The organism is Methanobrevibacter sp. (assembly GCF_045130115.1).
Taxonomy (GTDB): domain Archaea; phylum Methanobacteriota; class Methanobacteria; order Methanobacteriales; family Methanobacteriaceae; genus Methanocatella.
In genome coordinates this window covers 1-21,672 of record NZ_JBGUPC010000043.1, presented here as the reverse complement: position 1 = coordinate 21,672, position 21,672 = coordinate 1, and the positions used below count along the sequence as shown (strand labels likewise).

25 protein-coding genes are annotated in these 21,672 nt (G+C 40.8%); 11 read left to right on the top strand and 14 right to left on the bottom strand.

Going from position 1 to position 21,672, the window contains the following annotated elements; all coding sequences use genetic code 11:
• Together ACJMML_RS07550 and alaS are read left to right on the top strand one after the other, a co-directional pair.
• A partial coding sequence (locus ACJMML_RS07550; protein WP_405306721.1) for a peptidoglycan-binding protein occupies positions 1-277 on the top strand: 277 nt, incomplete at its 5' end.
• A 140-nt stretch (positions 278-417) separates the two neighbouring features.
• On the top strand, positions 418-3,114 hold the full coding sequence (gene alaS / locus ACJMML_RS07545; protein ID WP_405306720.1) for an alanine--tRNA ligase: 2,697 nt from the start codon (positions 418-420) through the stop codon (positions 3,112-3,114).
• A 22-nt stretch (positions 3,115-3,136) separates the two neighbouring features.
• Here the strand turns inward: alaS and ACJMML_RS07540 are convergent, their stop codons facing one another.
• Both ACJMML_RS07540 and ACJMML_RS07535 read right to left on the bottom strand, forming a co-directional pair.
• Complete coding sequence (locus tag ACJMML_RS07540) at positions 3,137-3,829, bottom strand: zinc-ribbon domain-containing protein (protein ID WP_405306719.1); 693 nt, start codon at positions 3,827-3,829, stop codon at positions 3,137-3,139.
• A 9-nt stretch (positions 3,830-3,838) separates the two neighbouring features.
• Positions 3,839-5,224 carry a carbon starvation protein A gene (locus tag ACJMML_RS07535; protein ID WP_405306718.1) on the bottom strand — a complete coding sequence of 462 codons (1,386 nt, stop codon included), beginning with the start codon at positions 5,222-5,224 and terminating at the stop codon, positions 3,839-3,841.
• Positions 5,225-5,352: 128 nt separating this feature from the next.
• Here ACJMML_RS07535 and thiI point away from each other — a divergent pair, with 128 nt between their 5' ends.
• Positions 5,353-6,507: a tRNA uracil 4-sulfurtransferase ThiI gene (gene thiI, locus ACJMML_RS07530; RefSeq protein WP_405306717.1), complete on the top strand. Its 1,155-nt coding sequence runs from the start codon at positions 5,353-5,355 to the stop codon at positions 6,505-6,507.
• A 110-nt stretch (positions 6,508-6,617) separates the two neighbouring features.
• Positions 6,618-7,715 carry a fructose-1,6-bisphosphate aldolase/phosphatase gene (fbp, locus tag ACJMML_RS07525; RefSeq protein ID WP_303739620.1) on the top strand — a complete coding sequence of 366 codons (1,098 nt, stop codon included), beginning with the start codon at positions 6,618-6,620 and terminating at the stop codon, positions 7,713-7,715.
• A 49-nt stretch (positions 7,716-7,764) separates the two neighbouring features.
• Here fbp and ACJMML_RS07520 read toward each other — a convergent pair whose 3' ends face one another.
• On the bottom strand, positions 7,765-8,004 hold the full coding sequence (locus tag ACJMML_RS07520) for a DUF3781 domain-containing protein (RefSeq protein ID WP_405306716.1): 240 nt from the start codon (positions 8,002-8,004) through the stop codon (positions 7,765-7,767).
• 73 nt (positions 8,005-8,077) lie between these two features.
• On the opposite strand from ACJMML_RS07520, the gene ACJMML_RS07515 reads away from it, so the two are divergent.
• Complete coding sequence (locus tag ACJMML_RS07515) at positions 8,078-9,187, top strand: ABC transporter permease (RefSeq protein WP_405306715.1); 1,110 nt, start codon at positions 8,078-8,080, stop codon at positions 9,185-9,187.
• A 9-nt stretch (positions 9,188-9,196) separates the two neighbouring features.
• Positions 9,197-9,895, top strand: coding sequence for an ABC transporter ATP-binding protein (locus ACJMML_RS07510; protein ID WP_405306714.1), 699 nt, complete (start codon positions 9,197-9,199; stop codon positions 9,893-9,895).
• Between the two features lie 40 nt (positions 9,896-9,935).
• Here ACJMML_RS07510 and ACJMML_RS07505 read toward each other — a convergent pair whose 3' ends face one another.
• The 3 genes from ACJMML_RS07505 to pgsA form a co-directional block, all read right to left on the bottom strand.
• On the bottom strand, positions 9,936-10,370 hold the full coding sequence (locus ACJMML_RS07505; RefSeq protein ID WP_405306713.1) for a hypothetical protein: 435 nt from the start codon (positions 10,368-10,370) through the stop codon (positions 9,936-9,938).
• Positions 10,371-10,548: 178 nt separating this feature from the next.
• Complete coding sequence (locus ACJMML_RS07500; RefSeq protein ID WP_292846585.1) at positions 10,549-10,791, bottom strand: DUF357 domain-containing protein; 243 nt, start codon at positions 10,789-10,791, stop codon at positions 10,549-10,551.
• A complete protein-coding gene (pgsA, locus tag ACJMML_RS07495) occupies positions 10,788-11,354 on the bottom strand; it encodes an archaetidylinositol phosphate synthase (protein ID WP_405265433.1) in 567 nt (188 codons plus the stop codon). The genes ACJMML_RS07500 and pgsA overlap by 4 nt, the downstream gene beginning before the upstream one ends.
• Positions 11,355-11,390: 36 nt before the next feature.
• On the opposite strand from pgsA, the gene ACJMML_RS07490 reads away from it, so the two are divergent.
• Positions 11,391-11,972: an L-threonylcarbamoyladenylate synthase gene (locus tag ACJMML_RS07490; RefSeq protein ID WP_405306712.1), complete on the top strand. Its 582-nt coding sequence runs from the start codon at positions 11,391-11,393 to the stop codon at positions 11,970-11,972.
• 3 nt (positions 11,973-11,975) lie between these two features.
• Here ACJMML_RS07490 and ACJMML_RS07485 read toward each other — a convergent pair whose 3' ends face one another.
• The gene (locus tag ACJMML_RS07485; protein ID WP_405306711.1) at positions 11,976-12,872 is read right to left on the bottom strand and encodes a hypothetical protein; all 897 of its coding nucleotides are present in this window, start codon (positions 12,870-12,872) and stop codon (positions 11,976-11,978) included.
• A gap of 217 nt (positions 12,873-13,089) precedes the next feature.
• Between ACJMML_RS07485 and radB the strand changes: the two genes are divergently transcribed.
• Genes radB through ACJMML_RS07465 form a run of 4 tightly spaced genes read left to right on the top strand, consistent with a single transcriptional unit; the run spans position 13,090 to position 16,126 of the window.
• Positions 13,090-13,794, top strand: coding sequence for a DNA repair and recombination protein RadB (radB, locus tag ACJMML_RS07480; protein ID WP_405306710.1), 705 nt, complete (start codon positions 13,090-13,092; stop codon positions 13,792-13,794).
• 59 nt (positions 13,795-13,853) lie between these two features.
• A complete protein-coding gene (locus ACJMML_RS07475) occupies positions 13,854-15,029 on the top strand; it encodes a pyridoxal phosphate-dependent aminotransferase (protein WP_405306709.1) in 1,176 nt (391 codons plus the stop codon).
• Positions 15,030-15,035: 6 nt separating this feature from the next.
• Positions 15,036-15,752: an ATP-binding protein gene (locus ACJMML_RS07470; protein WP_405306708.1), complete on the top strand. Its 717-nt coding sequence runs from the start codon at positions 15,036-15,038 to the stop codon at positions 15,750-15,752.
• Positions 15,749-16,126, top strand: coding sequence for a putative zinc-binding protein (locus ACJMML_RS07465; RefSeq protein ID WP_405306707.1), 378 nt, complete (start codon positions 15,749-15,751; stop codon positions 16,124-16,126). The genes ACJMML_RS07470 and ACJMML_RS07465 overlap by 4 nt, the downstream gene beginning before the upstream one ends.
• On the opposite strand, the gene ACJMML_RS07460 is transcribed toward ACJMML_RS07465, so the two are convergent.
• From ACJMML_RS07460 to hmd, 7 genes are all read right to left on the bottom strand, one after another.
• Positions 16,112-16,672 carry a FeGP cofactor biosynthesis protein HcgF family protein gene (locus ACJMML_RS07460; protein WP_405306706.1) on the bottom strand — a complete coding sequence of 187 codons (561 nt, stop codon included), beginning with the start codon at positions 16,670-16,672 and terminating at the stop codon, positions 16,112-16,114. The genes ACJMML_RS07465 and ACJMML_RS07460 overlap by 15 nt on opposite strands.
• Positions 16,665-17,315 (bottom strand): hypothetical protein, encoded by a 651-nt coding sequence (locus ACJMML_RS07455; protein WP_405306705.1) that lies wholly within the window; start codon positions 17,313-17,315, stop codon positions 16,665-16,667. Before ACJMML_RS07455 ends, ACJMML_RS07460 begins: the two co-directional genes overlap by 8 nt.
• Positions 17,312-18,010 carry a Nif3-like dinuclear metal center hexameric protein gene (locus ACJMML_RS07450; RefSeq protein WP_405306704.1) on the bottom strand — a complete coding sequence of 233 codons (699 nt, stop codon included), beginning with the start codon at positions 18,008-18,010 and terminating at the stop codon, positions 17,312-17,314. The genes ACJMML_RS07455 and ACJMML_RS07450 overlap by 4 nt, the downstream gene beginning before the upstream one ends.
• Positions 18,011-18,796: an SAM-dependent methyltransferase HcgC family protein gene (locus ACJMML_RS07445; RefSeq protein WP_405306703.1), complete on the bottom strand. Its 786-nt coding sequence runs from the start codon at positions 18,794-18,796 to the stop codon at positions 18,011-18,013.
• The gene (locus ACJMML_RS07440; protein ID WP_405306702.1) at positions 18,793-19,275 is read right to left on the bottom strand and encodes a DUF3236 domain-containing protein; all 483 of its coding nucleotides are present in this window, start codon (positions 19,273-19,275) and stop codon (positions 18,793-18,795) included. The genes ACJMML_RS07445 and ACJMML_RS07440 overlap by 4 nt, the downstream gene beginning before the upstream one ends.
• A gap of 24 nt (positions 19,276-19,299) precedes the next feature.
• The gene (gene hmdB, locus ACJMML_RS07435) at positions 19,300-20,298 is read right to left on the bottom strand and encodes a 5,10-methenyltetrahydromethanopterin hydrogenase cofactor biosynthesis protein HmdB (protein WP_405306701.1); all 999 of its coding nucleotides are present in this window, start codon (positions 20,296-20,298) and stop codon (positions 19,300-19,302) included.
• A 123-nt stretch (positions 20,299-20,421) separates the two neighbouring features.
• Entirely contained in the window at positions 20,422-21,435 is a 1,014-nt protein-coding gene (hmd, locus tag ACJMML_RS07430) for a 5,10-methenyltetrahydromethanopterin hydrogenase (protein ID WP_116592597.1), read from the bottom strand.
• Positions 21,436-21,672 lie beyond the last annotated feature (237 nt).

The following is a 21,672-nucleotide window of genomic DNA, read 5'->3' as shown; positions in this document are numbered from 1 at the left end:
CTACAACAAGGTATCCAAAAAAGCCAACATTAAAGTCATTGTAACCTTCAAGACAGTATCCAAAGGAAGCAAGGACAAGTCAACCGTTAAGGAAATCCAGCAGGCTCTAAAAGACCATGGATACTACCTTTCATACAAAGGTCATTACCTTAAAGTTGACGGCAAGTTCAAAGGCTGCACAGAAAGATCAGTCAAAGAGTTCCAACATGACAAAGGACTGAAAGTGACCGGAAAAGTTGACGAGAAGACTGCCAAAAAACTTGGAATCCTTAGCTAAATTAATTATCAGGTAGCTGCTTCGTGCAGTTACTTACTTTTTTATTATTTTTCAATCACCCATAATCTTGCAATTTTCAAAAATTTATTTATTTAATTAAAAACATAGTATATACTAATAAACATTTTGAACTGATTTATATGGTAGAAATTTTTGACGAACTTGGTTATAAGAAACAAACTTGTAAAACCTGCGGACAGGAGTTCTACTCACAGATTGACAGAGACACCTGTGGGGACGCTCCGTGTGACGAGTATGAGTTTATCGCAAACCCTGCCACCGATAAGCCGTACAACTTATATGAAATCCAAAAGGTCTTTAGAGAATTTTTAGAAAGTGAAGGGCACACTCATGTCCCAAGATATCCGGTCCTTGCCAAAAGGTGGAGGGACGACGTATTCCTAGTTGGAGCATCAATCTTCTGTTTCCAGCCTTGGATTACCTCAGGACTTGTAAAGCCGCCTGCAAACCCGATTGAAATGGCTCAGCCTTCAATCAGGCTAAACGACGTTGACAATGTCGGAAGGACAGGCCGTCACATGACCTGCTTTACAATGGGAACACACACAGTCATCAACAAGGAGGATGACTTCATCTACTGGGAAGACCGCACAATCGAACTGTGCCACAAATTCTTTGCACACATCGGCATTAACACCGAGGAAATCACATTCATCAAGTCCTGGTGGGCCGGAGGAGGTAACGAAGGGCCATGTTATGAGGTCTGCTGCCGTGGTGTCGAGCTCGCTACATTAGTGTTCATCCAGTACGAAACCCTTGAGGACGGATCCAAGAAGGAAATCCCAATCAAGGTTGTGGACACCGGTTACGGTCTTGAAAGAATCGCATGGATTTCTCAAGGGACTCCGACCGCTTATGACGCATGCTTCGCCCCTGTGGTCGACAAGCTCAAGGAACTCACAGGAGTCGAAATCAACGAGGACATCCAGGGAAGGAACGCCCAGATTGCCGGAATGATGGACATCGAGGACATCGGAGATTTAAAGGAGCTAAGGCAGCAGGTTGCAGACAGTCTGGACCTCTCTTTAGAGGAATATCTCAAGGCCGCAGAGCCTATGGAGGCAATCTACATCATTGCAGACCACACAAGATGTCTTGCATTCATGATTGCAGACGGAATCATCCCTTCAAACGTCAAGGAAGGATACCTTGCAAGATTGGTCTTAAGAAGAACCATCCGTTTCATGAAGGAACTGGACATGAAGGAATCACTGGCGGACGTCATGGAGATACAGTTGGACTTCCTCTCAAAGTTCTACCCTGAAATCCGCAACTCAGAAGAGCACATCATGAACATCATAACCCTTGAAGAGGAAAGGTATGCCGCAACAGTCAAGAAGGGCAAAAGCATTGTCAGAAGATCAATCAAAAGGCTTAAAAAAGAGGGCAAATCAGAAATGCCTCTTGACATGTTGATAGATTTATACGACGCTCACGGTATTCCTCCTGAAACCGTTGTTGAGATGGCGGGCGATGACTTTACCGTCAATGTTCCGGACAACTTCTTCACTCAGGTTGCGGGAGCTCATGAAAAGGATACTACCAACAAGAAGTCCACATTCAAGGTGGATTTCCCTGAAACCGATTTATTGTTCTATAAAGATTTCTACCAGAAAGAGTTCGAGGCAGAGGTTTTGGGTCTGGTTGAGAAGGATGGGGACAAATGTCTCATCTTCGATAAAACCGTGTTCTACCCTGAAGGAGGAGGCCAACCTTCTGATATAGGTGAAGTTTCCATTGACGGAAATTCATTTAAAATGTACTATGCCGAAAAGGTTGACAATGTCGTATTGCATCATGTAGATGGGGACGTCACAGATGACGTGATTGGCAAAAAAGTTGAAGGCAAACTGGACTGGGAGAGAAGAATCACCCTTGCGCGCCACCACACAGGAACCCACCTTGTGATTGCGGCTGCACGTAAGGTACTGGGTCAGCACATCTGGCAGGCAGGATCTCAGAATGACCTTACAAGGGCACGTATCGACCTTTCACACTACAAGCGCATCACACAGGAAGAGCTCAATGAAATCGAAAAGCTGGCCAACGAATACGTCATGGCAAACATCGACCTGGACATCCAGTTCCACACCCGTGATGAGGCACAGGAGCTCTACGGATTCGTTCTCTACCAAGGAGGTATCGTTCCGGGCAAGATGATTCGTGTCGTCAAGGTTCCTGGCGTTGACGTTCAGGCATGTGCTGGAACACACGTAATGAGGACAGGTGTTGTGGGACCTATCAAGATCAACAAGACAGAAAGGGTTCAGGACGGTGTCGAAAGGATTGACTTTTCAGCAGGGCTTGCCGCAATCGACTCAATGCAGCATGACAGCAGACTCCTGCGTGAAAGTTCAGGAATCTTCAAGGTCGAAAACGACCAATTGCCGAAAACCTGTGACAGGTTCTTTTCAGAATGGAAGGCTCAGAAAAACGAGATTGACCGCCTGAAATCTGAAATCGCTTCCCTTAAGATGAACTCACTTGCCGATGAGTATGATGAGATAAACGGTTTGAAAGTGGTCCACCAACTGATTGAATCCGACTTCAAGGAGCTTCAGAAGATGGCAACCGACTTCACCGACAACGGCAAGGCGGATGTCGTCGTAATGGGTAACAGTGACGGTAAGATTGTCGGAGCAGCATCACAATCCGCAATAGATGCCGGCGTAAAAATAAATGAAATAATAAAAACTGCAGCAGGCGTTTTAGGCGGTGGCGGCGGAGGCCGTTTGACCCTGGCGCAGGGTGCAGGTAAGAATGCAGACAAGATGGATGAAGCCATCCAGACTGCAGTTGACCTAATCAAAGGATAATCATTATCCTTTTTCTATTTTTTTAAAGGCCATAACTTTGCTTGTCATAGTTAAGCTTGTACATGAACTTGTAGTATTCGTGTTCGTTCAGTTTTCCATCATTATTGTCGTCCGCATCAGCATACATCTGATATTGGATGTTTTGAGGAGTATGTGCAATGTTCATGTCACTCAAAAGAACATATCCGTCCCCGTTGGTATCTGTACTTGCAAATGATCGTGGGTAGGAATATGATTCATAATCTGGTTCGTTTTCCTTGATGTTAACGGTCATGGTGTCATATGAGTCCTTGTATTTGGCATTTCCGCCAAACTTGCAGGCAACCTCATATTTTCCCACATCAAGATTCGGTTCAAACGATGCCTTGCCGTTTTCATCGGTCACGGTGTCAAATTCAAATGCTTTGCCATTATCATCAAAGACCACATGAATCTCCTGATTTGCAATTCCGGTGCCGTTTGAGGTCAGTCTCACGGCAAAGTCGTCATCTGTTGTTAGTGTAGGGCTGCTTGTTATAATAAGTTCGCTTGATGTTTTCATGCCAAAGGCCAAAAACGCCACAAGAATAATGATTATCAGACCAAGCAATCCGATAATTATAATGTTGTTATTGTTTTTGGAAGGTTTTTCCTCTTTCTGTGATGTGCCGCATTGGGTGCAGAAATCGGCATCGTCATTCAGTTTCTTTCCGCAGTTGCCGCAATATTTTGTCATGATAATCATTCACCTATATTTCTTCAAAAATACTATTGCAATAATTACCGTTGCAATGACTGAAATCACGTTTGCAGTCAGTGAAGGCAACCTCAAACCTTCCGGTGCCTGAAGAATGTATCCGAATGCAATCAGGGTACAGACAATTGCCGGAAGCAGTGCTACGATATAGTGTTTCTTGTTTTGAATCAGATAGACCGTTCCCGCATAGAGAACTGCGGTGGCCACAATCAGTTGCACCCATGCGAAGTATCTCCAAATCAGGCTGAAGTCGATAAATGTCAGGGCAAATGACACTATAAACAGGGGCACTGCCAATTTGACCCTTGAGGTCAGCTTTTCCTGATTTATCTTGAGCTCATCGGCCATTGTTATCCTTGAGCTTCTAAGTGCGGTGTCTCCTGTGGTGATTGGACAGACCACAACTCCGATGATGGTGAGAACCAATCCGACAGGTCCGAGCAGTGCTGTTGCCATCTGATTCACGCCGATGGAAGGTGTTGCGCCGTAGAGTACGGCAAGCTGCGGCTGGCCGTTGAAGAATGCCATTGCGATTGCCGCCCAGATGAGTGCTGTGATGCCTTCAAGAACCATTGCTCCGAAAAACACAGGCCTTGCATCCTTTTCTGTGGTCATGCATCTTGCAACGATAGGGGACTGTGATGCGTGGAAACCTGAAATCGCACCGCAGGCTATTGTCACAAAGAGATATGGGAAGATTGACTTGTCAGTGAAGTACAGTCCCTGTGTTGTGAATTCCGGAATTGTGTATGCAGGGTTCAGCATAAGTGCACCTATCATGAGCACTGCCATGAGAAGGAACAGGGCTCCGAATATCGGGTAGATCTTTCCGATGATCTTGTCGACCGGAAAGAGGGTTGCTATGAGGAAGTAGATGAATATCACCACAAGCCAGATTAATGTCGGAACGCCGGTGAGGCTTGCAAGAAGGTCGGCAGACCCTGTTGCGAATGTGGATGCAACGAGAATACCTGTTATCACGATGATGACGCCCACAAACTTCCGGGCTTTGGTTCCAAGATACTTTGAGATGATTTCAGGCATTGTGAATCCGTCGCTTCTGAGGGACATGAATCCTGAGAAGAAGTCATGGACCGCTCCGATGAATATTGTACCGAGCACAATCCACAGGAATGCTGCAGGACCGAACAAAGCTCCCTGTATGGCACCGAAAATCGGTCCGAGGCCGGCAATGTTTAGGAAATGAACAAGATAGAGCTTCCATCTTGGCATTGGGATGTAGTCGACACCGTCCTCAAGCTTGTGGACAGGTGTCTCAACGCTTTCGTCAACTCCCGCTATCCTTTCGATAGCCTTTCCGTAAATGAAATATGATGCAATAAGTGCGGCAGCGCAAATCAGAAAACTATACATATACATATTTTTTATCGTTAAAGATATTTAAATTATCATTAAATACTTTTTTAAGGTATTAAATTAAAATGTATATCTGTAATTGGGAGTTCAAAAACTGAGATATTAAAATTAATTGGGATGTTTAAATGAATCATGACGTAATTATTGCAAGATACGGTGAAATCGGACTCAAGAGTCCAAAGATAAGGGCACGCTTTGAAAGGAAACTGGTCAAAAACATCAAGGCCACATTCGAATGTGAAGTTGAAAGAAACCAGGGAAGAATCTATATCTTCCCGCAGGATTTCGATGAGGGAATCGAAAAGCTGAACAGGGTGTTCGGAGTGGTGTCCTATTCCCCTGCAACCTCGACCGATTCCACATATGGGGGAATCGATGAAACCCTGACCGCATACACTGAAGAACTGATTTCAGAAGGAATTCTCGATGGAGACACCAAATTCGCAATCAAGTGCCGCCGTGTCGGAAATCACGATTATACCTCTCAGGAAATGGCTGCCCATTGCGGAGGCGTTGTGAGAAACGTTGTCCTTGCTCCGGTCGATTTGACAAATCCTGACCTGACAATATTCGTTGAAATAAGGGAGAACAAGGCCTTCATCTATCATGAGAAAATCAGGGGTCCGGGAGGACTGCCTCTGGGAACACAGGGAAAGGTTGTGGTGCTTTTGTCAAGCGGAATAGACTCTCCCGTAGCGGCATACATGATGATGAAAAGGGGATGTGAAGTTGTAGCGCTTCACTGTAACAACGACCCTTTCTCAGGCCCGAAGGTCACAGAGCTCTTCAATCAATTGGTTGACCAGCTGAACATTTACGCCAAGGGAAACCCTATCCAGAAACGCATAATAGATTACGGCGAATACCTTCAGGCGGCCAAGGACAACGCCCCTGAGAAGATGACCTGCGTTCTGTGCAAATCAGGAATGTATCACATAGCAGAAAAGCTGGCCCAAAAAGTGGGTGCGGATGCAATAGTCGACGGAAGCAGCGTAGGGCAGGTCGCATCACAGACACTTTCCAATATCCTGGCCACAAGATACGGCGTCGACATGCCGATACTCTCACCGCTGATAGGCCTTGACAAGGAGGAAATCACAGCAATCGCAAAGGAAATTGGAACATTTGAAATCTCCAAAATTGATGACGGGGGATGCAGTGCTGTTCCGAAATACCCTGAAACCCGAGCTGATTTAAATCGCGTAAAAGAGGCATGCGAAGCAATGAACCAGGATGTCGAAATCGAAAAGGCATTTGAGAAAATCAGAAAACTTGATTAAGTTTTCACTTTCCACTTTTTTTTTAAAATTAACATAATAATTAAATAGTATACAAATCAAAAATAATAAATGACTAGTAAATAATAATTTACTAATTCGAGGTATTTAAAATGAAAACTACAGTTAGTGTAATTAAAGCTGATATCGGAAGTGTGTCCGGACACTGTGTCGCACACCCAGAATTAATGGATATTTGTGATGAAGTTTTAAACGAAGCTTTAGAAGCAGGTATCATAAAAGATTACTATATCTCCCGTTGCGGAGACGACATAGACTTAATCATGACCCACGACAAAGGGGAAGAAAACGAAGAAGTTCACAAAACCGCATATGACGCATTCATGAAAGCTACCGAAAGGGCTCGTGAATTGAAATTATACGGTGCAGGTCAAGACTTGTTATCCGATACCTTCTCCGGTAACATCAAAGGTATGGGTCCTGGTGTTGCAGAATTTGAATTTGAAGAAAGGCCATCCGACCCTGTTTTAGTGTTCTGCTGTGACAAAACCGAACCTGGTGCATTCAACTTGCCAGTATTCAGAATGTTTGCAGACCCATTCAACACTGCAGGTCTTGTAATCGACCCATCCTTACACGACGGATTCAAATTTGAAGTATTCGATGTAATCGAACACAGAAAAGTTATCTTAAACTGTCCTGAAGAAATGTACGACTTGCTCGCATTAATCGGTTCCACCGGAAGATACGTAATCAAAAGAGTATGGAAGAAAAACGGTGAAATTGCAGCTGCAATAAGTACCGAAAGATTAAACTTAATGGCTGGAGAATACGTCGGTAAAGACGACCCGGTATGTATCGTAAGAGCACAATCTGGTTTCCCTGCTAACGGTGAATGTGTAGATCCATTTGCATTCCCACACATGGTAAGCGGATGGATGAGAGGATCCCACAACGGTCCAATGATGCCTGTATCCGAAGCAGAAGCAAACCCAATCAGATTCGACGGACCTCCTAGAGTAGTAGGTTTAGGTTTCCAAATTGCTAACGGTGAATTGATTGGTCCTGTAGACTTATTCGATGACCCTGCATTTGACCCAACCCGTGAACAAGCTGCTAAAATCGCAACTTACATCAGAAGACACGGTCCATTCGAACCTCACAGATTGCCTGCTGAAGAAATGGAATACACTTCACTTCCTGGTGTAATGGAAAAATTAGAATCCAGATTTGAAGACATGGATGATTAGATTTAAAGAGATTTACAAATCTCTTCTTTTTTTTTACTTTTTTTTAAAATTAGACTTTATGGGCAGTTATTATTGTAAAGCTGCTTGAATTGATGGTTATTCTGCAGTCATCGACGTTAACATAGTAATTCTTGCCTTCCTTTTCAACTTCGGCATTGTCCTGCTTAAGCTTGGAAATGCAGTAGCCGACAGGCTCCTCATCAATTCCCAGATTTTTCTGTATTCTGTCTATGCCCATTTCAGTGGTGTGAATCTTGTCAATATTCTCAATCAAAACTTTTTTGTGCATTTCATCACCCGATTTTTGCATCTCATTTGCTTCTACACTTAGTTATTTATATATTACAATACTATTTAGTATTATGTCATTTTTAAAATTCATTCTTAAAAATCCCTTCAGGAGAAAGAATAGCGCAATTCTGGCTATTGTAGGCATTGCAATTGGAATTATTGTAATAGTCGCTCTTGGAGCAATCACAGATGGTCTGGTAAACACCTTTGAGGACACAATCCATGCCGGAGGTGCCGACTTTTCGATTTCAGGTAAGGAAACCGGGGATTCCGCCTATGGGACAAACACCATAGATGCCTCATGGACAGATAAGATTGTGGCCGTTGAAGGTGTGGATGAGGCCTATCCGATTTATGTCGTTCTGACCTCGGTCGGCGACGATTACATGAATACTCTGATAGGAATCGATCCTGTAGGAACTGCATTGGCAGACATCTCCATGAAAGAAGGAAGAATCATGGAGGATGGTGAAAACGAGGCCATTTTAGGTGAAATATATGCCGATGATAATGAATATGAGGTAGGAGACACTATCGAAATCGACGGCGAGGACTTTGAGGTCGTTGGAATCTATGAGTCAGGAGACTCAAACATGGCCGGAGGAGTGTTCACATCAATCTCCAAGGTTGGCGAGCTGATGGATGATGAGGATTCAATCTCAAACATCTACGTAAAGGTAGAGAAGGGAGTCGACGCTCAGGAAGTGGCTGACAGAATCGACGCCAAATACGGCGACAACATAACAACAATCACATCCGTCATGGAGATGGAGCAGATGGCTGACATGCTGAACATGCTTCAGGCATCAACCTGGGCTATTTCACTTCTTGCAATCATTGTCGGAGGACTTGGAATCATCAACACAATGTTAATGTCAGTATTTGAAAGGACAAGAGAAATTGGCGTTCTGAAGGCTGTCGGATGGTCTGATAAGAGAATTCTTGGAATGATTGTGGGTGAGTCATTGGTAATCACAATCGTATCAGCAATTATCGGTTCCCTAATCGGATTTGGAGCATGCACCATTTTTGCCCCTCAAATCGGAATAGACCCATTGTTCTCTCCAAAGATATTCATCCAGGCGTTTTCAATAGCTATTGTGGTTGGAATCATAGGAGGACTTTATCCGGCAATAAAAGCGGTCAAGCTTCCGCCAACAGAGGCATTGAGGTATGAGTGAGGTGGAAAAATGAATGAGGTAGAAATAAAAGATTTGTATAAAAGCTATGAAGGCGGAAAAATCAAGGCATTGAACGGAATAAACCTCACAATTAAAGATGGTGAGTTCGTATCAATCATTGGACCGTCAGGTTCCGGAAAGTCAACCTTATTGAACATGCTCGGAGCATTGGATGTAGCGGATTCCGGAAGCATCAGAGTTGCGGGCAGGGACCTGAAGTCATCCAAAAAGCTGAACGAGTTTCGGGCGGAAAGCATCGGTTTCATTTTCCAGCTGCACAATCTGATTCCGAACATATCAGTTGTCGAAAACATTGAAATTCCTATGTTCACACAAAAGATGTCATCAAAGGAGATGAGGTCAAGGGCATTGAAGCTGCTTGACGACGTTGGTCTCAAGGACAAGGCTGACATCAAGCCGAATAAGCTGTCCGGAGGTGAGCGCCAAAGGGTGGCAATCGCCCGTGCACTTGCCAACAACCCATCAATAATATTGGCGGATGAACCAACAGGATCGCTGGATTCAAAGACAAGCAGCAAAATCCTTAAGCAACTAATCGATTTGCACGAAGACAAGAACGTGACACTGATTATTGTTACTCATGATATGGATGTGGCCAAGCTTGCAGACAGGGTTATCGAAGTTTTGGATGGTGAGATAATATCCGCAGGCGATGACTCTTTAATAAATAGTAAAATTGATGTATAGATGGAATTTCTATCCATCCACTTTTTTTTTAAATTTTGTTTTAGTCGACAAGATTGTCTATCTTGTCAAAAAGTTCATGATAGTTTTCAAAGAGATTCCTGATTTCCTCATCATTTTTGGAGGTTAGGACTATCTTAAGTCTTTTTTCATCTTTAAAGATTTTTGTTTGATTTGACTCATCTTCGCCATCAAATGCATCAAGGATTAGTGATTTGATTTCATTATATGCATCTTCAGTTAAATTATGCATCCTATTGTGGTTTAACAGGTTCATCGCATGAATAAGTCCGTTTTCTTGCCTGTCAATGCAGGTGGACAGTCTGATCTTGGTGTCCATGTAATAAGGCGCCTCTATCTTGTCCCGGCGAAGCACGATTGAAATCTTTGATATCACATGGTCATCATCGCAATTTTCATTAATGAATTTAATCAGTTGAAACTGTTTTATATTGGCACTTTTATTCATGAAAGTCATGATAATATATTATTTTTAAAAATATTTAAGTTTAATGTAGTTAATTGTAGTTATATTCCTTTAGGAGGGATTGAGAAGTAGTTTAGATAGCTAATGAATGATTTTCATATTATATGTTTCCAATAACATATTTTTTTTAAAAATTGCTTGTAAATTGAATTATTTACAGAAAAAATAGTTAGATGATTCCGTGAATCATCCTTAAGGCATCAAGCAAACCGTGACTGTATTCGATACAGCCGAATGCTGTCCTCATGTCCCCTTTTTCAAGGTAATATTTGGAATCGTTCCAGTAGTCGATTGCCCTGTCATAGACTTCCTTCTCCTTTCCGACAAACTCGATGTGGGCCACCTGATTCAGGTTCCTTTCAAGTTTTGCAATGTCCTTTGCTATCTTTTCCGGGCTTTCCAGTTCAGTCATTTCAATTGCCTCCAAACGTAAACGATTCTTTGTGCTACAGTAAAGTAGGATAAGACTACTAACAAGTAAATAATGTATGTAAAGTAGATGTCGCCTGCAAAGTAGCCGATTATTGCTCCGACCATCAATATAATCATCCTGACTGCCCTTTCAGCAATTCCGATGTTGCACTCTGCACCCTGTGATTCCGCCCTTGCACGGACATAGCTTACTGTTATCGCTGAATGTATTGCCAGAACACCGACAAACCAGTCGCAGTATCCTCCGAATATGATTCCGATATAGATTATCGCATCCGCAAACCTGTCCATTGTTGAGTCAAGGAATGCGCCGAATGGGGATGCCCTGTCGTGGTATCTTGCAACCGCACCGTCGACAACATCAAGAAATCCTGAAAACAGTATTGCAATAAATCCCAAAATCAGATTGTGATTTGCAAATCCATATGCTGCAAGAACCGCAACGAATGGAGATATTACCGTTACTATATTTGGATTGATGTTCAGATTTCGGGCTAGAGGGTTCAGTATTCTTGTCAATAATGGTCTTAAACTTTGAAGCATAATTATATATAAAGATTTTATACAATATAAAGATGAATGAAAGTATTGAAAACAAGTATTGATGAAGTTGATGGAGATATCATATCTCAGGCAATAAATGTCCTTGCAGACGGAGGAGTGGTGCTGTACCCAACAGACACCGTCTATGGGCTGGGCGCCAATATTTTTGATAACAACGCCGTTAGGAGAGTCTTTGATATCAAGCATAGAAGCTATCTGAAGCCCCTTTCGATACTTGTAAGTGATGTTGGCGCAATAGACCTGGTCGCAAAGGCGTCACTGTCCCAAAAGAAAACGTTAAGCAGATGCCTTCCAGGGCCATACACATTCATTTTAAAAAAAAGGAAAATCGTGCCAAGATCAGTCACCGGCGGTTTGAGCAATGTGGGTGTCAGGGTTCCGGACTGTGAAATCGCCTGCAGGCTGGCCGGAATTTTCCCGATAACCACAACTAGCGCCAATCTCTCTGATGACGAAATGCTGTCAAGTCCGACAGAAATCCTGGAGCAGCTTGACTGCGAAGTGGATCTGGTGATTGATGTGGGCGAGCTCAAATCCAAAAGTGCATCATCAATCATCGATTTGACAGGTTTAAAACCAAAAATAATAAGAGATTAGGGATTAATCTCTTCTGACGTTTATCGCAGCTATTGTTACAAGCGCAATCAGTAACAGTATTATTCCCAATGTTCTTTTTCCGGTAACCTGTTTTGACAGGCTTATTGATTTTGAATTATTCTCTTTTGAAACTTCTTGAGTATTTTCTGCTGTGGTTTTGCCGCTGCCTTCTGCAGGTTCGGCAATGTTTTCATCTTTTGTGGCAGTGTTTTCAATGGAACTGGCATTATTTTCATGTTTATCGGTGGAGGTAGTGTTTTCAGTAGCGTTAGTAATATTTTGATTTTCACTTGCTGTGCTGTTTGAACTGGTTGCATTGCCGATTATCTCTCTGACAATGTCTCTGTAGGTTATCTTATATGCAAAGAAGTTCTGATGGTCTGATTTGTCTGAACTCAATACCTGGAAATCAAACACCGCTTCGGTTGTATTGTTGATTTGCCTTACGGCTCCATTGTCAGGGATTGTCTTTGTTGATGCTGTTGATTTGATGTTTTCGATTAGAATCGGATCTATTCTCCATCCGTTGAAATCATCGGTAAAGTGCCATATTGTATGCTGTGTGACAATCTCGTCTCTCATGGCATCTTCATAATAGTCCACAAAATATGTCTTTAAGTAGTTGCCTACACTTTCGCCTGAATTCTTGTTTGTGGCGTAAGTAGTGTCTTTTACACTATATTCCTGGCCGACCTTTGCCTCGTGCTCTCCATAGTTTATGCAGTAGCCGTTATAGCCGTTTTCAAAGCTGATGTTGACATGGCCGTCCTCGCTTGCACGGACTTCTTCCTCAGATTCGCTGCTTCTTAAGATATTTGTCTCATTTTCTGCCGATACGAAATTCAGGCAGGTTGTGATTGCAAAAATTATCATTAGGATTGTAATTAGGGGTTTTTTCAATATTATTCACCTCTTATGAGTTTGTACTATTGGCATTGTTTGAGGTTATATATAAAGGTAAGGTAACTGTTTGGTCACTATGGATTAAATAATCGTTAAAATTTCAAATAAAATCATAATGACTGATTTACACTGTTATTTTAATGCTTTAACCTCATTAACCAATATTTGATATCGATTAAAAATTTTTATAACCTATAAAAATCAATATTTTATCATGAAGGTATTGGCCAATTTTGAAGACAATCATAAAATCCCGTCAAACTCATCACTCGATGATTTGCTGGAGGGGGGTTTTGAAAAGGGTTGCATAACCCAGATATTCGGTTCTCCAAGTTCCGGTAAAAGTAACGTTGCATTGATGCTGACAGTCAATGTTGCAAAGACCGGCAGAAAAGTGATCTATATTGACACCGAAGGCGGAATATCAATCGACAGAATCAAACAGATTTCAGGACCTTATTTTTCAGATGTGGCCAATAACATAATGGTTTTCGAACCGACTGATTTTCTGCAGCAGACCGAGAATCTGAGGTCAATCGACGTGTGGCTTAGAAAGCACCATGAGGAGGTTGACCTGATTGTGCTTGACTCGGCCGTTGCGCTTTACAGGGTGGATGACATGAAGTCATATAAGCTGAGCAAGGAGCTGAGAAAGCAGATTCAGCTGTTGTCAAACATCGCCCGCAGGTATGACATTGCAGTTATCATCACAAACCAGATTTACAATGCATTTGATGATGAGGGAAACAGTGAAGTCAAGGCGGTCGGCGGTGACATTATTGCCTACATCAGCAAGGTAATCATCAGATTGGAGCGCGGAAATGAGATTGACCAGAGGATTGCCACCTTAATGCGCCACAGAAGTCTTCCTGAAGGAAGGCAGGTTACTTTTTCAATCACCTCAACCGGTATTGAGTAGGTAAATTTTATTAACAATTAAAAATATATATTTATTTTGGACTTGTTTGAGCTGATAATATGAGGGAAAAGGATTTCGATATTAAAAACCCAAAAAAGAAATTTCAAAAAACCGAAAGAGTACCTCCGGAAGGATATGAATGTGCCAACGACTTTTTTGAAGATATGTATATGGACGAAGACATGATATGGATGGGCCAGAACACCAACCATCTACACGACGATACTATAGCCGATGCAATGATTGAAGCCATTAAGGAAAAGAATTATTGTAAATATCCTGCCCCAGAAGGATTCAGCGAACTTAAACAATTGATTTTAGAAGATTTAGGATTAAAGGATTTGGAAGTATTATTGACTTCCGGCGCAACAGAATCATTATATCTGGTTATGCAAGCTCTATTGGAACCTGAAGACAATGTGATTTTATCCGATCCAGGTTATTTCATCATTGGGGACTTTGCTAACCGTTTTGCAGATGAAGCAAGATATGTTCCAATCTATTATGAGGAAAACGATTACAAATTGACTCCTGAGCTTTTAAGGAAGAACATGGATGAGAATACCCGTATGGTAATATTGATTGACCCGTTAAACCCATTAGGTTCAGGATACAATGAAGACGAATTGAAGGAATTCGCCGAAATAGCAAAGGAAAACGATTTATACTTATTGCATGACGTAACCTATAAGGACTTTGCACAGGTGCACTTCAACATGGAAGATTATGCTCCAGGCCAAACATTGACAATTTACAGCTTTTCAAAAATATTTGGAATGGCAGGATTGAGAATTGGGGGAGTGATTTCCTCAAAGCCAATCATAGATTCCATAAAGAATGCGGTGGTCAACGATTTGGGTGTTAATATAATCTCACAATACGGTGCAATTGCAGGTCTCAAATCAAAACCTGAATGGTTTGAAAGCATGAGAGAAACATGTTTCGAAAACCAAAGGCTGATAAAAGAAATGATTGACCCAATTGAGGGCGTGTTCCTGCCGGTTTACCCTTCACAGGCAAACATGATGGTCATTGACTTGTCCGGTGCGGGAATTAATCCGAAGGTCATGTCAAATTATCTGGTTGATAAAAAACTCTTTACAAGAGAAGGGGAATACACTTCCGAAGAGTTTGGAGACAGATACCTGCGTATAAGCTTCTCAATTCCGACAGAACAAATTAAGGTATTCTGTGAAGAGTTCCCTAAAGCCGTTGAGGCTTTAAGGACAAAATAGGTTCGCATGAGATTCAGATATCATCAACCTATTCCAAATTTTTATGAAATTGAAAACCCTCACCATCCAAAAACCACTATCAGTGATGATTTTTTAAAGGAATTTACAGACATTGCCATTGCCTCAAGATTTGCCGGTTTGAGCTATGCCAATTTGAGTGATGAATTTAAAAATGAATGGGATATTGACTGGGATAATATCATAATTCTAAAATATGCAATGTCTGAAGAAATCTTGAAAATGAATCCCTCAAAGGAAAAGTGCAGACTGATGGATGAGGAATTCCAGGAAGTCGGGGCAAAAACATTTGCTCTTGCAGACATCTTAAGGGAAAACGGTTTTAGAGCAGACCTGATCAATCCCTTAGACGATCGTGTGAGCCTGAGGGCAATTGCGCTTCAGTCAAATGATGCGGTAATCACAAGAAGCAACATGTGCCTTTTTAAGGAAGGTTTGAACCTCGGTTTCTTCATGATTGAAACCTCAATCGAAAACCTGCCGTTCAAAACTGAAAACGAGCTGGAATGGGTTCGCGATTACTGTTCGACCTGCGGAGTCTGCATTGACAGATGTCCGGAAAGTGCATTTGATGATGAAGGCAAATTTTTAAGGAAATCGTGCACTGCCCATCGTGAGGGATGCAGCGTATGCATCAATTTCTGTCCGTTTTACAAAAGAGGTTATGATAAACTTAAAAAAAGATATTCGAGGATGAAAAAATGAGTGATAAAATAGCATTGGTATCATGTAGTGGATTATCCCCATTAGGGTTAGTTGTAAGGGCTGCCAGCGTCGAATTGGCTTTGGAAAATGAAAACATTGTTGCGGCTTGCATTACAGAGTATTCAGCACAGCCTAACAATTGCGCACCAATTCTGGATGATGCAGAGATTGTTACAATTACAGGTTGCGGAGATGATTGCGCTTCAGTAATCCTGAACGAAAAGAATATAAAATCAGTTAAAAACATCGCTGCAGATGCAGTTGTCAAGGCTTATGATTTAAATCCGTTGGATGCTGTTCGCCTTGACGAAGATGGTGAAAAGGCTGTTGAAATATTGAAAAGATATATTCTGAAAGAATTAGAGAATATTTAATTCAATATTTTCTAGTTTTTCAATTTCATCAAATTTATCGTTTAAAAGCAGCAGAATGAGTTCCAATGTTTTTCTGATTCCGTTCTGTGACCTTTGAAATAGGTCTTCACTGTTGTTTTCACACAGGTCAGCGTAAACGTCGGTTGTAGTTGAAATTTCATATTCGTCAGTGATTATGCAAATTCCTCCACGTCCAATGCCTGCTGTCGTTCCTATTGCAATGTCACAGTCAGTAAGGTCTTTAACGGCACGGGCCATGATTTTGCTGACTTCAATGTCTCCTTTTTCATCATAAACCTTAATTCCTTTGATTAGCTTATTGGGTTTTGGAGGATTTTTGACTTTCAAAATCTTCACAACAGCTTCAATCGTTGGGATGAATAAGCTGCAGGTTACACTGAGCTTATTATAATCGAAATCACCATAACTTTCAAGATTTTTCACGTATTCCCTTCCGAAATCTCCTTCATAATCTTGAGCCAACGCATGAAGTTCCCTTCCGATTTTTCCTTGAGTGAAACATTCTGCAGTTGCTATCTTAATCATTTTGATCTCTCAACAGTTTCAACGCATTGATTGTAATGACTTTTGCCACTTCATCCAAAGTATATGGAGTTACAGGTTCATTGTCCCTGATCAGCTTGTTTGTGGTTAAAATCAGATGGTCTTCTGTTATGCCCTGCTTTCTCAACTCTTCAACGGCGGGATTTGATTGGTCATACTCTGAAATGTCCTTGATTTCAATATTTTCATTGCCAAATCCGAATATTCCTGCGGTTCCAATTGTCTTTGCGCCTTTTTTGTGGGCATGCTTTATTATTTTGGCTGCTGTTGGGATGGTGTTTCCTCCGGCAATTACAATAATCACCACATCTCCTTCAATCCAATCAATATTATCATCATCAATGTATTCGGGATAGCTTATGATATTTCTGAATTCTTCATTGTGGGTACAGAGCTGTTTTATGAAATCAGGTTTGTTTTGTCCAACCTCTGCTCCAAGAAGTGTGAAAATCACATCTCCTCCATCAATCTTTTGGCCATCAAATGCAGCTATTGTCTTTGGACCTCCTCTATGAACCTGCATCAGGTTTATTGCAATTCTCAATCCTAATCTTCCGCAGCCGACCAAATCGATTCTTCCTTTAGGGACCTGTCGGTCTTCCATTTTTTTAATTTTGTCTGTCATTTCATCACCTGTATCGGTTTTTTGTCAACAATTCCTACGTTTATCTTGAGTTCTCTTAAAACATCTCCAAGAGCATATAATCCTGGAATTTCACTTTCATGATGATTCAGGTCAATCAAAGCAATTCCTAAATTCATCGCCAGAATGGCAGTTTCCTGTGTCATGTCTCCGGATATCAATATGTCAACATTCTTATTTTTAGCCAATAAAACATATTCCGGATTTTTAAGTCCAAAACCTGAAATTATTCCGATATTCTTAATTACCTTATCATCATCTAAGCTATTTGCAATTCTGACATTGCTGAAATTATCTAAAATCTGTTTTTTCAATCCAATGAATTTCTGGTCTGTTTTGCAGATTCTTCCGATGCCAGTTTCATCATCAAAACGGCCTGCAACTTCCAGGTTCAATGCTTTTGCCAGTGCATCATTTGCTCCGCCATCGATTATGTCCCAATTCGAATGTATTGTGTATGTTGGTGTTTTGGGCACAAACAACGGAGGATGATGAGTTACTATTAATGTATTTTCATAATTCAAGTCATCTTCAGGCAGAAGGTCCATATAAATCATAACTGAATCAATCTTCTCGTTTAAATCATAATTCCCTTTAAATCCGACTTCATCATTGTCAAGAGCCAATGATGGGGGAATTTTTTCATCCAGAAATTCAATTATATCTTTAAGCTTCATTTAAATCATTTCTGTGGCAATTTTGTTTATTTCTTCTGCAATCAGTTCATCCAAATCAAAGGGATTGATTGTTGAGACTTTAAAAGCATTCACATTGCTCTGTTCAATGAATTTGTCAATGTCCTTTTGCTTGAAAATGATCTCTTCATAGAATCCCATTTCACAGGCACAATAAAGAACACCTTCCTTTTCAAGAAAACGGTTCAATAAATTTGTTAAAGCACCAATTGTCAATGTCATCGTTCCGGAGGTTTTTGTATCAATGCCTTTGGTTTTTATGATTGCCTTATTTTTAGCTTTGACTACATCTAATCTTTCATGGATGTTATTTTTTTTAGCCAAAAGTTCATCATTGTCTTCAGCTACGGGATCTTCTATTATGAATGTCTCAACATCCAATTTTGATGACTGCTCAACATTGATTCCTCCAAATCCTGTTGTGTCGATTACGATGTCTCCTGAATAGATCAAATTCAAATCGGTTGAGAAATCAACATTATTTATAGGCTTGCCGCCTAATTCAGTGTCAAGCAGCTCTTCAAGATGAGGATAAATGTCAATCAATAATATGTTTTTGTATTTTTCAGCCAATCTTTTGACGATTCCAACTCCGGTGAAATAAGTTCCGATAACGATTATCCTTTTGTTTTCATCAAAATTCAAGCTTTCAATATAGTCAAAAACTGCCTTTGACTTTTTGTCTATAATTCTGTTGAAGATATCAATCAGTTTAGTTTCGGATTTGATTGTGAATACTTCTGAAGTAATTCCTGTATCGATATTCATTGTTTGACCTTCTCAAAACCAATTTTTTCAAGGGCTTCACATGCTTCTTCATAAACGGCTTGTTCTATTGATTTTTTATGAATTATATGTGAAGGTGAAGTTCCTGCAGTCAATATTCTTCCTTTATTGTCAATGAAAATAAGTAGTGAACCTGATCCTGGAATTCCCAATCGTCCTCTTGCTATTATCAAATCAGCATCGCTTTGGTCAAGTGCCATATAGGCTTTTGCAAGAGCGGGAATTCTGCTGGTGTCTGCAGTATTGGTGTTAATATGGAGTATTTCTGCGGAAGGCAGGCCATATTCGCTTAAAACTTGATTCAGGACTTCCACTTTTATGCCGTTCTTGTTTGGTATGTAAATTTTTTTAGCATTTCCGATATAATCCTGAATCTCCCTGATTTCTTCAATGGTGTCTCCGAATCTGCAGTTGTTTCTGGACTCTTCAAATGCGTTTCTTATCATTCTTTCAAATGCCATTTTGTCACCTCCTAAAAAAAGAGATTAAATAGTTTGAGGTACCAAATCCAATTTTTCAATAACATTGACAACTTCTGTGTAATTTCCGTAATCCGGAGAGCCAACGCCCTTGACTTCATGAGGGTAATTGTCGGCTATGACTGTTGCCAGGTTGTTCGCTCCTGCCTTAAGTGAAAATTCCACGTTTTCAGGTCCGACTGTAGGAGTTGGCATTGTTATTGTAATGGAAGGATACATTATTCTTGTGACTGCAACCATCTTCAGTTGCTCTTTCAATGGGAATGGTGGCCAGTCTGCCATAGGAGTTCCTTCATATGGATTGAATCCCATTATTGGAATTTCTTCCAATGTTTTGAAGTTGGACAGGTAACGCAAGTGTTTTATTCTGTCTTCCTTGCTTTCTCCGAGCCCTAAAAGCAGTCCTGAAGATAATCCGACACCTGCATCGCTCACCCTTTTGCAGGTCAGTATCCTTTGGTCCAGGGAATCTCCAGGTTTTCTTTGGTAGAACACGTCCTCGTTTATGGTTTCTAGATTGCAGCATATTGTGTCTGCACCCAAGTCTGCCAAATCCTGCACTGATTTTTCGGTCAGGTCTCCACCTACATTGACAAGGATTTCCAGGTTTGAATTTTCCTTTACGATTTTGCATGCATTAACTGCCTGTTTTCCTTTATATCCATATCCTCCTGAACAGCTTACGCGGGGGATATGGGCCTCTTCGATAGATTTCACAGCCGTTAATATTTCCTCATTGGATTTATAGAATGCATTGAAATATCCTTTTTCGGATGTTTCCTCTGCAAATCCGCAGTATTCGCATCTAGGTTGGATTTGGCATTTGTTTGTAAGGTGTACAGTAGAGGTTAGCTTGATTACTTTTGATTGACTGTCTCTTATGTCGCATGCTATCTTGAACAATTTTTCCAGATCGTTATCGTCCTCGATATTTAACAATTCTAAAAATTCATCGTCGCTTAATTCTTTTCCTTGTCTTGCTTTTATTAAAATTTCATCAATCATATAACCATCTATCTCTCTTATTTTTATTGAAATTGCTTCAACTTATTTTTTAATAGCTAATTTCTTAACGATTAAAAAATAAGTTAAAATTGTTGGGGTTAACCAACAATCAACTTATTGTGTTTATTCGTCTTTTCCTAAGTAATCGAGTATTGTAGGTACGATTTCTGCTAATGAACCGAAGTTCATGGAGTCAGCAGTACCTAATAATGCAGCAGGATTTAAAGCATCGTCCATTTTGTCGATACCTTCGTTTTGCATTAATGCGGTTACATTAGTTAAAGCTTCGTTAGCCATCATTTGTGCAAATCCAGCAGGTGCACCTAAAATTTGAGTAACTGTGTCTCTGTATGCTAAAAGACCTGCGTAGGTAATAGCGGTAACTGCTGAACACATGTCACATACTGGACCAACCATGTTTGCAGGTAAGGTAAATGCGGATCCTCTTGCTTTTTGACCTAAGTCTACTAAGGTGTCAATTGCAGCTTGGTCAGCGAAACCTTCAGCAATGTAAACTTGTCCTTTCATTTCAGGTACAGCACCTGGGTGGTAGGAAGCTACGTTTACGTTTTTACCTAAGTCTTCGAAGATTTTGTTTAATCCAGGAGTTGGGATGGTACATGCGTGGGTTACGATTGCACCGTCTTTAATGTCATCAGCGAAGTTTTTGATGATGTCAGGTTGCATACCTCCTTCTGGTAACCAGGTCATTACCCAGTCAGCGTCTGCAACTGCTTCGGAATCATCATTAATACATTTCATACCTAAGTCTTCAGGGTGAGTAAAGTGAATAGCACCTTTAGCTGGTTTTGGTACGGTTTCAGCTAATTCGTTTACTTTTGCTCTGATAGCAGGCATTACTTCTTCTGGATTTCCTGCTTTGTGTGCTGCAATTACTTCTGCGTAATCAAAGTCATCTACTACTACAAAGTCGCCGTCAAAAATTGGGTCGGATACGACTACTTCATCTACGCCAGCTAATTCTAATAATTCTGCACCCATTTCAATGGTTGAGTGGGTCATAGAAATGTTTTCTTTTCCGGTTGCTTCTGCAACTTCACAAGCTCTTGAGAAGTTGGTAATTCCACTTGCAGCATGTGTTCTGTAACATCCTGCACCTAAAATTGCTACTTTCATTTTTTTGTCTCCTTAAAACATATATATTTTAATGAACTTTTCCACTAGTTCGAACTAGATAAAAAAGTTTTACTACATGGTTTAAAGCATTATATTGCCTTTTTTATTACTAAATTATGGTTTTTTATTCCATGTAGTAATATTTTATATTTAAAAAGTAGTATTATTTAAATCTTTACATTAGGCTTTTTTTAGTATTATTTTTTCTATTCTTTTTCTATTTTTAGTAATACTGGT

What these genes read in the sequence shown, in the direction of transcription:
- alaS (WP_405306720.1), top strand. Translation starts at nt 418, where the DNA reads ATGGTAGAAATTTTTGACGAACTTGGTTATAAGAAACAAACTTGTAAA.
- ACJMML_RS07540 (WP_405306719.1), bottom strand. Translation starts at nt 3,829, where the DNA reads ATGACAAAATATTGCGGCAACTGCGGAAAGAAACTGAATGACGATGCC.
- ACJMML_RS07535 (WP_405306718.1), bottom strand. Translation starts at nt 5,224, where the DNA reads ATGTATAGTTTTCTGATTTGCGCTGCCGCACTTATTGCATCATATTTC.
- thiI (WP_405306717.1), top strand. Translation starts at nt 5,353, where the DNA reads ATGAATCATGACGTAATTATTGCAAGATACGGTGAAATCGGACTCAAG.
- fbp (WP_303739620.1), top strand. Translation starts at nt 6,618, where the DNA reads ATGAAAACTACAGTTAGTGTAATTAAAGCTGATATCGGAAGTGTGTCC.
- ACJMML_RS07520 (WP_405306716.1), bottom strand. Translation starts at nt 8,004, where the DNA reads ATGCACAAAAAAGTTTTGATTGAGAATATTGACAAGATTCACACCACT.
- ACJMML_RS07515 (WP_405306715.1), top strand. Translation starts at nt 8,078, where the DNA reads ATGTCATTTTTAAAATTCATTCTTAAAAATCCCTTCAGGAGAAAGAAT.
- ACJMML_RS07510 (WP_405306714.1), top strand. Translation starts at nt 9,197, where the DNA reads ATGAATGAGGTAGAAATAAAAGATTTGTATAAAAGCTATGAAGGCGGA.
- ACJMML_RS07505 (WP_405306713.1), bottom strand. Translation starts at nt 10,370, where the DNA reads ATGACTTTCATGAATAAAAGTGCCAATATAAAACAGTTTCAACTGATT.
- ACJMML_RS07500 (WP_292846585.1), bottom strand. Translation starts at nt 10,791, where the DNA reads ATGACTGAACTGGAAAGCCCGGAAAAGATAGCAAAGGACATTGCAAAA.
- pgsA (WP_405265433.1), bottom strand. Translation starts at nt 11,354, where the DNA reads ATGCTTCAAAGTTTAAGACCATTATTGACAAGAATACTGAACCCTCTA.
- ACJMML_RS07490 (WP_405306712.1), top strand. Translation starts at nt 11,391, where the DNA reads ATGAAAGTATTGAAAACAAGTATTGATGAAGTTGATGGAGATATCATA.
- radB (WP_405306710.1), top strand. Translation starts at nt 13,090, where the DNA reads ATGAAGGTATTGGCCAATTTTGAAGACAATCATAAAATCCCGTCAAAC.
- ACJMML_RS07475 (WP_405306709.1), top strand. Translation starts at nt 13,854, where the DNA reads ATGAGGGAAAAGGATTTCGATATTAAAAACCCAAAAAAGAAATTTCAA.
- ACJMML_RS07470 (WP_405306708.1), top strand. Translation starts at nt 15,036, where the DNA reads ATGAGATTCAGATATCATCAACCTATTCCAAATTTTTATGAAATTGAA.
- ACJMML_RS07465 (WP_405306707.1), top strand. Translation starts at nt 15,749, where the DNA reads ATGAGTGATAAAATAGCATTGGTATCATGTAGTGGATTATCCCCATTA.
- ACJMML_RS07460 (WP_405306706.1), bottom strand. Translation starts at nt 16,672, where the DNA reads ATGATTAAGATAGCAACTGCAGAATGTTTCACTCAAGGAAAAATCGGA.
- ACJMML_RS07455 (WP_405306705.1), bottom strand. Translation starts at nt 17,315, where the DNA reads ATGACAGACAAAATTAAAAAAATGGAAGACCGACAGGTCCCTAAAGGA.
- ACJMML_RS07450 (WP_405306704.1), bottom strand. Translation starts at nt 18,010, where the DNA reads ATGAAGCTTAAAGATATAATTGAATTTCTGGATGAAAAAATTCCCCCA.
- ACJMML_RS07445 (WP_405306703.1), bottom strand. Translation starts at nt 18,796, where the DNA reads ATGAATATCGATACAGGAATTACTTCAGAAGTATTCACAATCAAATCC.
- ACJMML_RS07440 (WP_405306702.1), bottom strand. Translation starts at nt 19,275, where the DNA reads ATGGCATTTGAAAGAATGATAAGAAACGCATTTGAAGAGTCCAGAAAC.
- hmdB (WP_405306701.1), bottom strand. Translation starts at nt 20,298, where the DNA reads ATGATTGATGAAATTTTAATAAAAGCAAGACAAGGAAAAGAATTAAGC.
- hmd (WP_116592597.1), bottom strand. Translation starts at nt 21,435, where the DNA reads ATGAAAGTAGCAATTTTAGGTGCAGGATGTTACAGAACACATGCTGCA.